The 14,594-nt window shown below is 54.6% G+C and carries 14 protein-coding genes; 4 read left to right on the forward strand and 10 right to left on the reverse strand.

Features of this window, described 5'->3' with window-relative positions:
• Nucleotides 1–170: 170 nt before the first annotated feature.
• Nucleotides 171–992: a polyphosphate kinase 2 gene (gene ppk2, locus NR126_RS19010; RefSeq protein WP_105754712.1), complete on the reverse strand. Its 822-nt coding sequence runs from the start codon at nucleotides 990–992 to the stop codon at nucleotides 171–173.
• A 268-nt stretch (nucleotides 993–1,260) separates the two neighbouring features.
• Between ppk2 and NR126_RS19015 the strand changes: the two genes are divergently transcribed.
• Nucleotides 1,261–1,803, forward strand: coding sequence for a hypothetical protein (locus tag NR126_RS19015; protein WP_256830839.1), 543 nt, complete (start codon nucleotides 1,261–1,263; stop codon nucleotides 1,801–1,803).
• 142 nt (nucleotides 1,804–1,945) lie between these two features.
• The gene (gene gltS / locus NR126_RS19020) at nucleotides 1,946–3,160 is read left to right on the forward strand and encodes a sodium/glutamate symporter (RefSeq protein WP_027620593.1); all 1,215 of its coding nucleotides are present in this window, start codon (nucleotides 1,946–1,948) and stop codon (nucleotides 3,158–3,160) included.
• Here gltS and NR126_RS19025 read toward each other — a convergent pair.
• The gene (locus tag NR126_RS19025) at nucleotides 3,155–3,406 is read right to left on the reverse strand and encodes a Pathogenicity locus (RefSeq protein ID WP_105754714.1); all 252 of its coding nucleotides are present in this window, start codon (nucleotides 3,404–3,406) and stop codon (nucleotides 3,155–3,157) included. The two genes, gltS and NR126_RS19025, sit on opposite strands and share 6 nt — an antisense overlap.
• 166 nt (nucleotides 3,407–3,572) lie before the next feature.
• Nucleotides 3,573–3,758 carry a hypothetical protein gene (locus NR126_RS19030; protein WP_027620595.1) on the reverse strand — a complete coding sequence of 62 codons (186 nt, stop codon included), beginning with the start codon at nucleotides 3,756–3,758 and terminating at the stop codon, nucleotides 3,573–3,575.
• A gap of 347 nt (nucleotides 3,759–4,105) precedes the next feature.
• On the opposite strand from NR126_RS19030, the gene NR126_RS19035 reads away from it, so the two are divergent.
• Together NR126_RS19035 and NR126_RS19040 are read left to right on the forward strand one after the other, a co-directional pair.
• Nucleotides 4,106–5,158 carry a hypothetical protein gene (locus NR126_RS19035; RefSeq protein WP_256830841.1) on the forward strand — a complete coding sequence of 351 codons (1,053 nt, stop codon included), beginning with the start codon at nucleotides 4,106–4,108 and terminating at the stop codon, nucleotides 5,156–5,158.
• Nucleotides 5,159–5,416: 258 nt separating this feature from the next.
• Nucleotides 5,417–7,792 carry a DUF3772 domain-containing protein gene (locus NR126_RS19040; RefSeq protein ID WP_256830842.1) on the forward strand — a complete coding sequence of 792 codons (2,376 nt, stop codon included), beginning with the start codon at nucleotides 5,417–5,419 and terminating at the stop codon, nucleotides 7,790–7,792.
• Nucleotides 7,793–7,813: 21 nt separating this feature from the next.
• Here the strand turns inward: NR126_RS19040 and NR126_RS19045 are convergent, their stop codons facing one another.
• From NR126_RS19045 to NR126_RS19075, 7 genes are all read right to left on the reverse strand, one after another.
• Nucleotides 7,814–9,304, reverse strand: coding sequence for an aldehyde dehydrogenase family protein (locus NR126_RS19045; RefSeq protein WP_027620598.1), 1,491 nt, complete (start codon nucleotides 9,302–9,304; stop codon nucleotides 7,814–7,816).
• A gap of 37 nt (nucleotides 9,305–9,341) precedes the next feature.
• Entirely contained in the window at nucleotides 9,342–9,731 is a 390-nt protein-coding gene (locus NR126_RS19050) for a cytochrome c family protein (protein ID WP_256830843.1), read from the reverse strand.
• Nucleotides 9,732–9,948: 217 nt separating this feature from the next.
• Nucleotides 9,949–10,686: an AAA family ATPase gene (locus NR126_RS19055; RefSeq protein ID WP_105754719.1), complete on the reverse strand. Its 738-nt coding sequence runs from the start codon at nucleotides 10,684–10,686 to the stop codon at nucleotides 9,949–9,951.
• Entirely contained in the window at nucleotides 10,686–11,396 is a 711-nt protein-coding gene (locus NR126_RS19060) for an ABC transporter permease (protein WP_256830844.1), read from the reverse strand. Before NR126_RS19060 ends, NR126_RS19055 begins: the two co-directional genes overlap by 1 nt.
• A gap of 44 nt (nucleotides 11,397–11,440) precedes the next feature.
• Nucleotides 11,441–12,640: a YcaO-like family protein gene (locus NR126_RS19065; RefSeq protein WP_256830845.1), complete on the reverse strand. Its 1,200-nt coding sequence runs from the start codon at nucleotides 12,638–12,640 to the stop codon at nucleotides 11,441–11,443.
• A complete protein-coding gene (locus NR126_RS19070) occupies nucleotides 12,627–13,430 on the reverse strand; it encodes a SagB/ThcOx family dehydrogenase (RefSeq protein WP_256830846.1) in 804 nt (267 codons plus the stop codon). The genes NR126_RS19065 and NR126_RS19070 overlap by 14 nt, the downstream gene beginning before the upstream one ends.
• A complete protein-coding gene (locus tag NR126_RS19075) occupies nucleotides 13,427–14,269 on the reverse strand; it encodes an McbB family protein (protein WP_256830847.1) in 843 nt (280 codons plus the stop codon). Before NR126_RS19075 ends, NR126_RS19070 begins: the two co-directional genes overlap by 4 nt.
• Between the last annotated feature and the right edge of the window lie 325 nt (nucleotides 14,270–14,594).

The raw sequence follows: 14,594 nt of genomic DNA on the forward strand, positions 1-14,594 counted from the left end.
TTCAGTTGCAGGGTCAACATGAGTCGCTACAGGGATGGAGCAAGGTTGATGCCAGATGCATGGAGCGGTTTATCGCGGCACTCGCGATTTACAGGTGGGGTGAGCCTGCCAAATGCAAAAGGCCGGATGACGATAACCGTCATCCGGCCTCAATGTGTGGCGCCCGAGCCTCAGAACTTCTCGGCAACGCGATTGATCGGATAATCCGGCTGGCGATAGCCCGCGGGCTTCTGCCGCTTTGGCAAGGCCACCTTCTCACGCGGCACTTCCTTATACGGGATGCGACTGAGCAGGTCGGTGATGATGTTCAGGCGCGCCCTGCGCTTGTCGTTGGAGTCGGCTACCCGCCACGGGGCATGCTCGGTGTCGGTCGCCATAAACATATCGTCACGGGCGCGCGAGTAGTCATACCAACGGCTGTAGGACTTGAGGTCCATGTCGGTGAGCTTCCAGATCTTGCGACCGTCAGTAATACGCGAAGCGAGGCGTCGGGTCTGTTCCTCTTCGCTAACTTCCAGCCAGTACTTGAGCAGGATCACCCCTGATTCGACGATGGTGCGCTCAAACATCGGTGCCAGTTCGAGAAAACGTTCCACCTGCTCTTTCTTGCAGAAGCCCATCACCCGCTCGACGCCCGCCCGGTTGTACCAACTGCGATCGAAGATCACCACCTCGCCCGACGCCGGCATGTGCGCCAGGTAACGTTGCATGTACATCTGACTCTTTTCGCGCTCGGTCGGGGCTGGCAGGGCGACCACGCGAAACACTCGCGGGCTGACTCGTTCGGTCAGCGCCTTGATGGTTCCGCCTTTGCCGGCGCCATCGCGCCCCTCGAAGACCACACAGACTTTGACGCCCTTGGCTTTGACCCATTCCTGCAACTTCACCAGTTCGACATGCAGGTGGTGCAGCTCTTCGAGGTACTGCTTGTTCTTCAGCTTCTCGGGTTCAACAGATTTCGCTTTTGAAGCTTTTTTACTGTCTTTTGCCATATCCAGGGCCTCACCATTAAAGAGTCATTTCCAGGGCGGAAAAATGTCATCTGAGTCTAGTGTCAAAAACACATTTCGTTGTGCGATCGTGCGAGCGCCCGGACCGCGCCGGCTCTGGCGCACAGGTCACTTCCCAGGAAAGAGTGTAGAAGACCAGCGGACGCTCACGGGTGATGTAGATCAGCGAATCATGAGCCGTAAGGTCCGTCTGTGAGGATCTCCCCCGCCTGGTGTATGGTTGCACCCTCAGCCATGAGGAACAGCAAGGATGCGACTCAACGATATTCACCTGCCGGACTACCAGTTCAGTGAAACCCATTCACTGGATATAAAAGCCGAACCGGCCAGGGTGATGGCCCAGGTACTGGCTTACCGCCCCGAAGACGAGCGATTTTTCAGGGCCGCAATCACGCTGCGCGAATTGCCCATGCGCTTGATGGGCAAGGCCGATAGACCGCCCGCTGCGGCATTTGGCATGGACAACTTCACCCTGCTCGAACAGGTCGCTGACCGGGGCGTGGCATACGGTTTGGCAGGCAAGCTGTGGCAGGCTGATTTTGGCCAATCGGTGATCGCCGACGCTCGGGCGTTCGCCGCCTTTGCGGAGCCTGGCAGTGTCAAGCTGGTGGTAGGTTTTGCCTGCGAGCCGCTGGATTCAGGCCTGACCCGAGTCACCACGCAGACCCGCGTATACTGTCTCGACGCCACTGCGCTGCGCAGCTTCAGGCCTTACTGGTACCTGATCCGCCCTGTCAGCGGGATGATTCGCCGGCGCATGCTGCGCACTATCGCGCACCGTTGCCGGGACTGAGCACAAGGGCTCGTCAGCGAGTGCCGGCAGCTGGAACCCGTCGATCCGGCTGCTATGCTCGACTCACCATTCATTGACTTATGTCTGAACTCTGGATGGCCCAATCCTGATAATGCCTGTTTGATATTCAAGGAAGGCCCTGATGACCTCCCAGCTTTTCCAGGTTCACGGTCTCGTCAGCTTTACCCTCGCCATTCTCCTGCTGTTCCTCGGCAAGACCCTGGTCCAGCGCATCACCGTTCTACGCCAGTACTGCATTCCCGAATCGGTAGTCGGTGGTTTTGTCTGTGCCGCGGTGACGTCCATCCTGTATTTCGGGCTGAATATCCAGGTCGAGTTCGACCTGCAGGTTCGCGACATCCTGTTGCTGTACTTCTTTGCCGGTATCGGCCTGAAATCGGATGTACGCCAACTGATCAAGGGCGGTCGTCCGCTGCTGATCCTGCTATTGCTCGCCAGCGTCTTCATCGTCCTGCAAAACTCCCTGGGCATGGGCATGGCCGAGGCATTCGGACTGGACCCGAAGGCTGGCCTGATGGTCGGCTCGATCTCCCTGACCGGTGGGGTCGGGACGGCGCTGGCCTGGGCACCGCTGTTCGTGGAAAAACTTGGGATCAGCAATGCCCATGAATTGGGGATTGCCAGTAATACAGTCGGCCTGATTGCCGCGTGCGTGATCGGCGGCCCGATCGCCAACCAACTGATCCGCCGTCATCAACTGACGGGGTCCATGGATACGGCGCTGGAAGTCGGCAAGATGGAACAGCAACCGGGCAAGGCGCTGGACTATTACGACGTGCTCTGGGCGTGGATGTGGCTCAACCTGACACTGATGCTCGGTTACGGGCTCAACCTGCTGCTGGTGGATGCCGGGATCACCCTGCCGAAGTTCGTCAGTTGCCTGTTCGCCGGCATTGTCATTCACCACATCGTGCTTGCCGTGGTCGGTGAGCAGCGCCTGAAAACCTGGAGCGGCGCCAGCCTCGGCCTGGCGCTGATCTCCGATATCTGCCTGGGGATGTTCCTGACCATGGCGCTGATGGGGCTGCAACTGTGGCAACTCAGCGGCGCACTGCTGTTCATCCTCAGCACCCTGACCCTGCAAGTGTTGCTGACGGTGCTCTACACCTACTTCGTAGTGTTCCGCTGCATGGGCCGAGATTATGAAGCCAGCGTGATCGCCTCAGGCTTTGGCGGGATTACCCTGGGCTCTACCGCCACAGCCATCGTCAACATGACCACCGTCACGCAGAAATACGGCGCGGCACACCAGGCCTTCCTGATCGTGCCGCTGGTGTGCGGTTTCTTCATTGACCTGGTGAATGCCGTGATCATCGGCATGTTCAGCGGGCTATAGAGCCGGGTTGCTCACGACTTCACGGGCCTTGGCAATCGCTGCCTGAATTGCGGCCCTGGCCTGGGGGCTGTTCTTCCAGCAGGTCGAGCCGACGATCGCCGAGGCCTGGGTCACGATGTCCAGCGCGTTGGCCTCGGCGAGTTGCGCGAGGGTGGCGAAGCCCATCTGTTCCAGTCTGCTGACCACAGTCGGGCCAACGCCCTTGACGCTCAACAACTGCTGTTTTTCTTCCGTTGAAAAGCCCATGAATACTCCTTCTTCCCTGGAAAATGACGGTTTCGTCGGTGCGGATCCTATCGTCCATACTGGTTACGCCGCAATCATGGTAATGGCACGCGAAATACCGGCTCAAGCCACGCCATGACACCCAGACAGATCAGCCTCGGGAATCGGGAGCAAAACCCGTGAACTGCTACCTGCAGAACAGCCCGCTCTCAAGCACTCGCGCCGACACGACGTAGCGCGCCGAATCCGCATACGACTCACCATCCATGGCCATGGCTTCCACCGCGTTCGCGTAATGCCGGGTTGCTTCGACAATCAGCTCGTTCCTTTCGCCCACGCTGATCAACCCGCTGCGCTGGCATTTGTCTGCCATGCGCAGTCATTCCTCGTTTTGCGCTGCGGCATCGAACTGTACCTGTGGTGACACAAACAACTGACGACAGGCCTCCAGCGCGCTTTCTCTTTCTGCACTGCTCATGACCCTCTCCGATAGGTATATCCCGGTAGAGGTGCAGCGGCAGCGGCAGCGGAAGGTTCAAGTGGATCGTGCGTTGCCGCACCGCGCGCCAGGAAAATAATCCTTCGCATTCGTTAGTCTTTGATTTAAATAGATTTTGAATAGTGGCACTTTGATATAGCCGGATGTGCAATGGATGGTTATCTTATGCGCGAGGTCAAGGCTGACCTTGTTGTAATTTCCCATGATTGCGAGGCTGACAAGTGAGTTTTCTGATATTTCTGCTGTGCGCCGCAGGGGCCTTCCAGGCCTACAAGCGCCGTTCCCCACTCGGATTCGCCGGTGTTGCTGCGTTGATGATGATTGGCATCAAGTACCAATCGGACTTCGGCCTGCTGGATTCCATTTCCTACTTCATCCTTCCTTCTTTCTTTCAGATCGTCATCGTCGCAGCGATTGCCGGTGGTGTTTCCTACGCAATCTTCAAGCGTAACGGCAGCCTCAAGACCGAACTGTTCGGTCGCGACGACCCGTCCGATATGTATCTGCTGGTGGGTCGTGTTCTGGACACACGAACATCCAGCACCGTGTTCTCCGACACCCGCGTGACGCAAAATGCGTTCGGCCATCTGGATACCCAGACCTCACACGAACTGGTGGTCACTCACAACACCTGGCTGCATGACTTGAACAATGAGGTCGACGTCAATTACTCCGGCAGCGGCAGCCTGCAAGCGCGCCCCGGTCACATCCTCGGGACGATGAGCTACAAGGGCCGCAGTCTGCTCGACATCAACTTCTCGACCAACCAGGTTTTCTCGGTTCCACCAGCGAGCACCAACATCCTGGTTTCGATCGTCATGGCCACCGCCATGGTGTTGTTGGGCTGGGTATGTTTTCCCCTGTTCGCACTGGTGTCCCCGCTGTCCTGGTGGGGGAAATTTCGCATGAAAGGCGGTGAAGGCCTGTATGTCAAAGCGATCGTCCCGGGCAGCAACAGGATTGAAGCGGTGTTCACTTACGGTGGTTGCATCGCCTACCTCCTGACCATTTACGCGTTCTCACAGTTCTGGCAGAGCGGCGCCCAAGGCAGCGCTTACCTGACTGCGATCATCGTGTTGTTCCTCAGTCTGGTTGCCATGCACCAGTATGTGGTCCGCAGCGTAGAGCCGTTGCACCGGGCGCTGATCAACAAGGGCCGGGATGAACTCAACCGTCTTTACCAGGAAGCAGAGCGCAAGCACAGCGCGCGGGCCACAGCGGCAGCGGTTGCGCAGCCGGCCGTCGCCCCTCAAGCAGTACCGGCAGGTATCTGAATTGCAGGAGCCCGCCCCCACAGTTTGCGCGTACATCGCGGGTTCTGCCTCTGTGGGAGCGGGCTTGCCCGCGATAGAAGTTGATGCAGTGTTGCGGGCGGCCCCCATCGCGGCGATGCGGTGAATCTACTGCTAGCTCACACCGCAAATCGGCCTTGTGAACTTCAGACCAGCTCTACCCGGCAAAAATCCCTCGATGACGTGCGCCATGGCCTAACCTGATTAGCCAGATGCCGCCACAATCAGTCGAGCACGCCCATGCGCAATGCCATGAAGTTGCTGATTTACATCACCTTCACGCTCATGGCGGGGAATGTCACCGGGCTGTCGGCGGCGCCGATGTCCGATACCCTGACCTCGGTCATTTCCACCGCCAGCCTGCCCGAGGCCGACCTGCAAACCCTGCAGAGCCAGCTCAACAGCCTCAAGCAGCAGGTGTCCCAGGCCAACAACTACACCCAGCTGGAAAGCGCGCAAGACCAGGCTCAAACCCTGATCCAGGACATCGACCGCCTGACCACTACGCTGCTGCCGGCGCAGGCCCAATTGCAAGCTCAACTCAACGTGCTGGGACCGGTGCCCCTGGACGAAAACCCGACCCTGACCTCCGCCATCAGCACACAACGTGATTCCCTGGGCGAGCAGAAGGACAAGATCGACAACAATCTGAAAACCCTCGACGTGCTGAGAAAAAGTGCCGCCGAGTTGATTCCGCAAATCGCCGGCATCCGCCGCAGCCTGCTGGAAGTCGAGGTCACGCAGCAGACCAGCAGCATTCTCAATCCGGGGTTCTGGGCGCCGTTATTCGACTTTCCAGCCAGTGACTACGAACGCTTCGTCACCCTCATGCAGCAACTTGGAATCACTCACGCGGCCGTCTGGCAACCCGGCCAGCGCCTGCTGACCCTGACTTTACTGGCGCTGGCACTGGCCGTCTGGACCCTGGGGCGCAGACTGGCCGGGCGCGGATTGGCATGGCTGTGCATTTACCGGATGCCCGAAGGCCGCTTGCGCCGTAGCTCCCTGGCCCTGGCCTCGGTACTGGCGACTCTCCTCACCGCCAGTGCCGCCCTGCAACTGTTGCACTACGCCGCCACGCGCCAGGTGCCCTACCCGCCGCAAATAGCGGAGCTGACTCAGTACCTGGAAAAACTCGCCTACACCTGTGTGCTGATCACCGGATTGAGCCGGGCACTGCTGTCAATCAAACACCCGTCATGGCGCTTGCCCGACATCTCCGATGAAGTCGCAATGGCCATGGCCCCCTACGCCCGAGTGCTTGCCGGCGTGCTGTTGGTGCTGGTCACTCTGGTGCAAATGAGCAATGTGACCGGCATGAGTGGCGACGTGGTGACGTTCGGTCGAGGCATCGTTTCTCTGGTGGTGGCGCTGGTGATCGGCTCACTGCTGCTGAAGGTCAGCAAAGTACGCCGGGCGCAGGCGCTGGCTGGGGTGGCGGCAGAGAGCGTGACCACCTTCGCCGGGCTGATCTACACCTTCACCGGCATCGCCGTGGTCGTGTCACTGCTGGCCTTGTTGATCGGCTACGTGACGATGGCCCGGTTTATCACTTACGAGCTGGTCTGGGTGTTCATCATCTCCGCCGGTTTTTATCTGCTGACGCAACTGCACGTCGACACTTGCGAATATGTGTTCTCCCCGAAAAACTCGGCGGGAAAGACCCTCAAGCAAGTACTCGGCATCGGCAATCCGCGCCTGGAGCAAATCTGCACGGTGTTGTCCGGCGGCGGTCGTGCAGTCCTGCTGCTGATTGCGGTGATAGCACTGTTCGTCGGTGGCGTCGGTACCACCCTCGGGCAACTGGTGAGCAACACCCTGTCGATCCTCGGTGGCGAGGGTTTGCGCAAGCTGAACATTGTCCCGGACAGCTTGCTGCGAGCGTTCCTCACCCTGGTGATCGGCATTTACCTGATCCGCACCTTACGCCGCTGGCTGGACAACGAGTTCCTTCCAAAAACCGAGATGGACCCCGGCATGTGCGCCTCCCTCAGTACTCTGTTCGCCAACCTCGGCTATGCCCTGGTGGTGCTGCTGACGCTGTCGTCGCTGGGCATTCAGTGGACCAATCTGGCGTGGATCGTCAGCGCCCTGTCGGTAGGTATCGGCTTCGGCCTGCAGGAGATCGTCAAGAACTTCATCTCCGGCCTGATCCTGTTGACCGAGCGCCCGGTGAAGGTGGGAGATTTGATCAGCATCAGCGGGGTCGAGGGCGACATCCGTCGGATCAACGTCCGAGCTACGGAAATCCAGCTCTCCGATCGCTCCATCGTCATCGTGCCCAATTCACAGCTGATCTCGCAGAACCTGCGCAACGTCACCCTGGGCGGCAGTGCCCAGGGGGTGGTCAGTCTGGAACTGTTGTTGCCGTTGGACATCGACCCGGAGCAAGTGCAAAACCTGCTGTATGACGCCTACACCGAGCACGAAAGCATTCTGGAGAAACCGGCGCCCTACGTGCGTTTCAGCCAGCTCAAGCCGGAAGGCATCACCCTGACCGTCACCGGCTATGTCGCCAGCCCGCGCACGGTGGGCTCGATCAAGAGCCAGTTGCTGTTTGAAATTCTCAAGCGCCTGGGGGCGGCGGGGATTCAACTGGCGAAACCTGCCGGGTAATCTACCCGGCAGGCGCCATCATTAATGGGCGATGCACACCGACTTGAGCTCGGTGTAGGCCTCGATCACTGCACGGCCGAACTCGCGACCCATGCCCGATTGCTTGACGCCACCGAACGGCATGGCCGGGTCGAGCAGCACATGGGCATTGACCCACACGGTGCCGGCCTCGATACGCGGCACCAGGTTCATCGCCTTGCCCAGGTCGTTGGTCCACAGGCTGGCGGCCAGGCCGTAACGATTGTCGTTGGCCAGCGCGATCACCGCGTCTTCGTCGTCGAACGGCATCACACCGAGCACCGGGCCGAACACTTCTTCTCGGGCCACGGCCATGCTGTGGTCGATGTCGGCGAGGATGGTCGGCTGCACGAAGAAGCCATCCCCTTCAAGCAACTCACCACCAGTCACCACCCGCGCACCTTCGCTGCGTGCCAGTTCGATGTGCTTGAGTACGCTTTGCTGCTGCTTGCGCGACACCAGCGGGTTGATCGCCGCGTCGCCATTCATCCCGGCGCCAATCGGCATGGCTGCAACCGCCGCCGCCAGGGCGTCGACGAACTGATCGTGAATCGAGCGGTGCACGTAGAAGCGCGAGGCCGCTGCACAGACCTGACCGTTGTTGAGCAGGCCGCCGAGGATCGCGCCCTGCACGGCCTTTTCGATATTGGCGTCGGCCAGCACGATCATTGGGTTCTTGCCGCCCAGCTCCAGGGAGAAGCGCGTCATGTTGGCCATGCAGGCGACACCGACGCTTTTGCCCACGGCCGTCGAGCCGGTGAACGATACCTTGCTGACCAATGGGTGTGCGGTCAGCACGCCACCGACTGAGGCGCCGCCACCGGTGACCACGTTGAACACGCCGGCCGGAATACCCGCTTCCAGCGCCAGCTCGGCCAGACGCATGGCGGTCAGCGGGGTTTCCATCGCCGGCTTGATGATCACTGTGCAACCGGTGGCCAGCGCCGGCATCAGTTTCCAGGCGGCGATCAGCAGCGGGAAGTTCCACGGCACGATACCGACCACCACACCCACCGGCTCACGCTTGGTGAACGCAGTGAATTTGGCGCCAGGCGGCAGCGGGATCGACACATCGAAGGTCTGCCCCTCGATCTTGGTCGCCCAGCCGGACATGTAGCGCATGAATTCCACGGTGGCGTTGAGGTCCAGCGCCCGGGCCATATTGATCGACTTGCCCTGGCTCAGGGTTTCCAGCTGCGCCAGTTCCTCGGCGTGTGCTTCGACCAGGCGAGTGAAGTTCAGCAGGATGCGTTCACGGTCCGCCGGACGCAGGCCCGACCACACCGCTGACTTGAAAGCCTTGTGCGAAGACTGCACCGCACGCTCCACCAGTTCCAGCGGCGCGTCGAGGGTTTCGCACAGGGTTTGACCGGTCGCCGGGTTGACCACGGCAATGCGTTCGCCCTCGGCCAACACCCATTGGCCATCGATGAAGCAGCCATGCTGGCGGGCGAGGAAGGCAGCTACCTGGGGCAGGATTTCAACGTTGCTCATAAATCACCTGTATTTCGAAGGGGGGAAATCCGGCTGTTTAGTGCTGTTCCTTGAGGAAGCACGCCACCGCCTGACGATCATCGGCCGAAGCCAGGCCCATGTAGGGCATGTAGGTGCCCGGCACGAAGGCCTGGGGCTGGGTAATCAGTTGGGTGATGGTCTCGGCTTGCCAGGTCACGTCTTTGTCGCGCATGGCCTGGGAATAACTGAAGCCGGCCAGCGAGCCGGACTTGCGCCCGTACACTCCCGCCAGGTTCGGCCCCATCATTCCCGTGGTGCCTTTGCTCACCGCGTGGCAGACCCCGCACTCGGCGGCAAAAACCTTCGCACCGTGGCTGGTGTCGGTGGCGCACTCAGACGCGGATACGGCCTGGGCCAGGGTGAAAGAGAGCAAACCGATCAGGGACAAACGCAGTGGGGTGAACATAGGAAAACAACCTTGAAAATCCGCGCGCTCGTCGACTGACGAACACCAACACAAAAATTGCCGAGGCCATGGCGCTTCGGCAGGTTGAGACCGATTGTCGGCGCTCGGCAGCGCACAGGTTTTGCCCTGCGTGCCAGTTATGTTGGTGCTTGTGCCAAAAACGGACTTCATCAGTTTCACAGCATCGAAACACCCACCTTTCCTCACGCCCCCCTTTTCACCTTTGCTGAATAGGTTCATCCACAAGAGGGGTAGCGGCAGCCGCACGAATGAAAGCTTCGTCGAGCGAGGTTGAATCGTAGAAATTGATGAATTCTTTACCCGAACTAAACGAGAAAAACTTGCGTCTACTGATCATGTAAAATCGGTCACAATTGATTGCAACCTCATCGATATTATGAGATGAAATCAAAATTGCGGCTCCCTCCTTGGCAGCTCCACGCAGACACTTCCAAATGTAGTATCTGAATTCCGGATCAACTCCGGCGGTTGGCTCATCCAGTATTATCAAATCCGCCCCCACTGATAACAATGACAAAGTAAAAAACCACCGTTTCTCTCCATAGCTACAGATAGAAGATTTTTTTAACCAAATCTCCTTGTAGCGATCAACGATTTCAGGACTCCATGCAGCCAGCTTTGTCAATGCCTGCGTCTGCGAGATGGGAACCGACGAACTAAGCAGTGATATCATTCTAAAAACATCAAACATCCTGAACACCGGTGGCACGGTGAGCATCTGCGACAAATAAACCTGCTTTGATGCCTTATTGGATAATTGATCTACCCCGACCTTATTCAGTCCGCAAACGATATCAAAAAAAGTAGTTTTTCCAGATCCATTCGGCCCTAAAAGCCCAGTAATCATCCCTGCGTCGACGTCAATCCCCGCGTCGTCAAATATCATTTTATCTTCGTACTTGAAACAAAGTGATCGCGCACACAAAATATTCATCAGTACCGACTCCACACTGGATTCACTCTTAAAAACCTTAGCGCAAGCAAAAACACAGCGACAAACAATAACAAAGCCAATAAGGCAAACCCATAATTATAATGAAAACCCGACTCCATAAGTCCACTTACAAAGTATAATGGATTCAGAAAATCCATCATCCCTAAATCATGACCAGCATTACGCATACCAAGGACACTAAACACAAGCATCGCGAATGAGATCATCGAGAAAAGCGTGCTAGAGTTCTGAAAGCTCATAGGCATCAAACTCAACAAAATTCCCGGCACACAGAAAAAAATGTAAGACGTGTAAAACCTCGGCAAAACCATCAACAATTCAAATAACTTGAAGCCGCCAAATTGAAAGCATGTTAGCGCATAAAAAACCGTACAATATATCAGGGATATTAAAGAGCAGGCGAAAAACTGCGCCAGCATGAACGCAAACTTAGCGCCTGACGCGTAAACAAACGACCTTATAAAGCCGCTCTCCCTTCTACCTATGATGTAAAAAGCAAATCCAAAAAACGCAACATTCGAAGAAATATGCGCATAAAACCAAGCGGTACTTTTCAGATAGCTTCCTTCAGAGCTAACCAAACCTCCCCCAGAATAAGAAAGCAAGTAAAAAATTGCAGCAGGAGAAATTATCATCCAAAAGATGGCAACGGGCTCTTTCAACTGCTCCTTAACAAACAATGCAGCCAACGTCAAATACCTTATTATCTTACACCTCATAACATTTCACCTCTTCATGGAAATGGCACCATAACTCTTCTTCGCAAATCAATTATTTCACCTGTAAAACTTCTCGAGTATTTATTAACCAGGTTTATGCCCTCCGAATTATTCATATGCAAAAACATATCAGGAGAAACAAACTTGCAGAAAAAATATAGCTCACCACTTATATCTGTTGAGTTGACGTAAAAATAACCATCAATATTCCTCGCCTTCAACACCCCTAAAAGACCGCACCAATCAAAACCATCTGAAGAGACAGACGAACACTCGCTTTTTTTCTTAACATCAATGATCTCCTCGTAAACCGAATAACTATTACAACTCAAAAAATACCTCAGATACGAATCTTCTATATCCTCCATGCGCCCTTTTGTAGCATGGAATAAATCAACAAATCTGTACGTTTGCCACAATTCATAGAGTGATTTTTCCATAGCTTCTAGCTGATTCTTTGCATACGACATCCCCGCACAATACTGGACATGACGCCCGATGTTTTTTTGGCCATACACGGTCAACAAGCACACACCTGGGAAACCATAATCTGAAATGTCGATGATCGTGACCTCACCTGACTTATCAAGCGCCTCAAGTAGCGCGGAAGAGCCACTTTCTTTCAGACTCGCTTTGGCCTCAGGAATCGGAACAATTCGCACGCACTCTTTCGTTAGCCAAAACTTAGCCAAAAACTGCCTTTCCAGACATTCCTTCAACGCGCCAAAAATGGCATCACTAAAACGCCAATGAAAACTGCAACCACACGTGTCTCTAAGTGGATAAATAAAATTTTCGCTTTCGATATTGTTGTAGTTCAGAGAAACACAAGCAGTTGGAATATGGCACTCAGTGAAGTTTGAAGCCCGATAGGCCCTTGTTAAATTAAAAACATGACCAAAAATCTCGCTCTTTTTCAGCCCTGACTCATTCGTTTGAGAGAATGCACCTACGAACCCCTCAACCTCCTCACTTGTAAGTGAGTAACTTAGAGTTCCCCGCACATCAGCATTAACCTCCATGTAAAAATGACGCCGTTCAAAGTACTCCCCCAGTCCAGCCTTTATGGATGAAGACCCATTTCCTATTCCGCATCCACCATTCAACCAAAGGTCCCCGACCTCAACAGAAGATGGGAAAGACAACAAACAGGATGACTGGAAAACCATTGCGCCGGGTAACGTGGAAAAACGGCTAGAATTATAGAGAATCATGGCACTCACCAACAAAGTGTACGCACACTGGGAAGAACAGCGCTGGATTAAGACCTATAGCTTTACACAACATAGTGTCGGTATATGCCGACCAAAGCCTACAACCCAAACCGAGTTTCTTTGCCTGAAGCTCTATCAACATGTAAATAGACCCAACCTCCATCAACGCCAGCCTGTAACCTCGATACTTGTATTTAAATAATGTTTTAGGTATGTAAACCGCATAGATGATAGCGACAGGAGGCTGCCCGACCTGACCAGAAAATGACAAGATCGCCTCTTTTATATACTGCACATTCTCCGTCCCCTGCATGACCTCAAACGCACGAGAATTTGGCAGCAAATGCAAAACCTTTTCAGGACACGGCCAGCTTTCCTCGTTGTCAACCAGGGAACAAATGAATACTTCTACGGGATATAGCGCCCCACCGCTTGGATATCCCCGCTTAAAACTATCCACTCTGTTAGTCAATACCGGAGCAACCAAACTCTCCAGCAAAGAAAAACTCAAACTGCGACTGGAAAACGTATCGCACGACTCGCTCCTGGCAATGTCTGAATTGGAGTCAAAGGTAGACCGAATGGGAAACGTCAAATCAAGATCTGGATAAAGCCTCAGCTCATTCCCGGTTAGTATCGAAAGTGATTTGTCGTTTATATTATGCAATCGACTGACATGCTTGAATGCGTCATGTATGGTGTAATTGCCTTTCGAATGAAAATCAAGAACCTCCTCATGCACCATCGAGCTCATGAACTTTAAATAATAGTCATGGGGTATATGCTTCATTTCTGCCCCCTCAAGCAATCACACATATACCAGTGAGACGTCGTCACCTCCTTGACGAAGTCCCCATTCAAATCGATATAAGTATCTTGATACCGCCACCCCTCGGCGTTGCCGGCCACCCACCTTACCTTCTTGACAACCGCACCGATAATCATTGCTCGCTGCAACGCACTAAGCGACTCACTCGGAACAGCAATGTGCTTGTCCATGCAAAATTTTAAAAGCTTCGACCAAGAGTTTTCACTCCGATGGTAAGCCTCGTAATTCAATACTCTATCCACACTACAAAAATGACATGGATTACCAACCACAGGCATATAAGGCTGACTTATGCAATATGCATTTCCCGCACGATAACAAACACTGATCGCGCTTTCAGGCGCAATCCTTGCCAAATCAAAATAAACATCTTTAATACACTCATAATTATAATTCATGCACATAATAACTATGTAATTTCTTTTACCTGCAAGCTTCCCCCGAGACAAACCATTTATAGTGCACACATCCAAACTTTCATGCACTTCACTTCTCAGTAACTTTTCCAGATCTCCGCAATCGCCCCAATCATGGGCGATTACACTTCCCTCAAAGTACAACCGATCGTAACTTTCTTTTATGGGAATGACCTTTTCCAAAAAATCGAACGCAACGATCGGATTCAGTCCATATTCCGAGAGAATTTCTTCGAGCTCAACTTTTGAAATCACCTTATAGCTCTTCAACTTGGCAAGTACCGCCAGTAAAGGTGGTGAAGAGACTCTAGACACGCCACACTTGGATACCACCAAGCTATCCGCGTTAAAATTAAGTATTTCATAACTCGGCAAAGTCAGCATATGTACCCCTTTGCGCAGCTTCTCTGGTCGACACCAGAGAAGCCATACGCAGTAAATATTAACGATTATCAGAGGTTTGATTATCTATTGAGTTACCTCCACTACCGCCGCTGCCCCCACTACCGCCCTTACAACCCCCCTCCACCTCCGCACCCACCGCTACCACCGCATCCACCTTGACTTCCGGAGCCGCCGGCGACGTGAGTACCTGAACCAAAATCAAACTCATCACCCAGATAAAGAACCTCTCCAAGACATTCGCTATTCATTAGAAATCACCTTCTGTTTAGAGAAATAGCCACTCGAAATAAGTGACACTTTCTTT

Origin of the sequence: Pseudomonas sp. Pse1 (genome assembly GCF_024519635.1) — a bacterium.
Taxonomy (GTDB): domain Bacteria; phylum Pseudomonadota; class Gammaproteobacteria; order Pseudomonadales; family Pseudomonadaceae; genus Aquipseudomonas.

Bases quoted from the DNA above. Each gene is read 5' to 3' on its own strand.
- NR126_RS19015 (WP_256830839.1), top strand. From the start codon at position 1,261: ATGCGACTCAACGATATTCACCTGCCGGACTACCAGTTCAGTGAAACC.
- NR126_RS19055 (WP_105754719.1), bottom strand. From the start codon at position 10,686: ATGAATATTTTGTGTGCGCGATCACTTTGTTTCAAGTACGAAGATAAA.
- ppk2 (WP_105754712.1), bottom strand. From the start codon at position 992: ATGGCAAAAGACAGTAAAAAAGCTTCAAAAGCGAAATCTGTTGAACCC.
- NR126_RS19040 (WP_256830842.1), top strand. From the start codon at position 5,417: ATGCGCAATGCCATGAAGTTGCTGATTTACATCACCTTCACGCTCATG.
- NR126_RS19075 (WP_256830847.1), bottom strand. From the start codon at position 14,269: ATGCTGACTTTGCCGAGTTATGAAATACTTAATTTTAACGCGGATAGC.
- NR126_RS19025 (WP_105754714.1), bottom strand. From the start codon at position 3,406: ATGGGCTTTTCAACGGAAGAAAAACAGCAGTTGTTGAGCGTCAAGGGC.
- NR126_RS19050 (WP_256830843.1), bottom strand. From the start codon at position 9,731: ATGTTCACCCCACTGCGTTTGTCCCTGATCGGTTTGCTCTCTTTCACC.
- NR126_RS19065 (WP_256830845.1), bottom strand. From the start codon at position 12,640: ATGATTCTCTATAATTCTAGCCGTTTTTCCACGTTACCCGGCGCAATG.
- gltS (WP_027620593.1), top strand. From the start codon at position 1,946: ATGACCTCCCAGCTTTTCCAGGTTCACGGTCTCGTCAGCTTTACCCTC.
- NR126_RS19030 (WP_027620595.1), bottom strand. From the start codon at position 3,758: ATGGCAGACAAATGCCAGCGCAGCGGGTTGATCAGCGTGGGCGAAAGG.
- NR126_RS19070 (WP_256830846.1), bottom strand. From the start codon at position 13,430: ATGAAGCATATACCCCATGACTATTATTTAAAGTTCATGAGCTCGATG.
- NR126_RS19045 (WP_027620598.1), bottom strand. From the start codon at position 9,304: ATGAGCAACGTTGAAATCCTGCCCCAGGTAGCTGCCTTCCTCGCCCGC.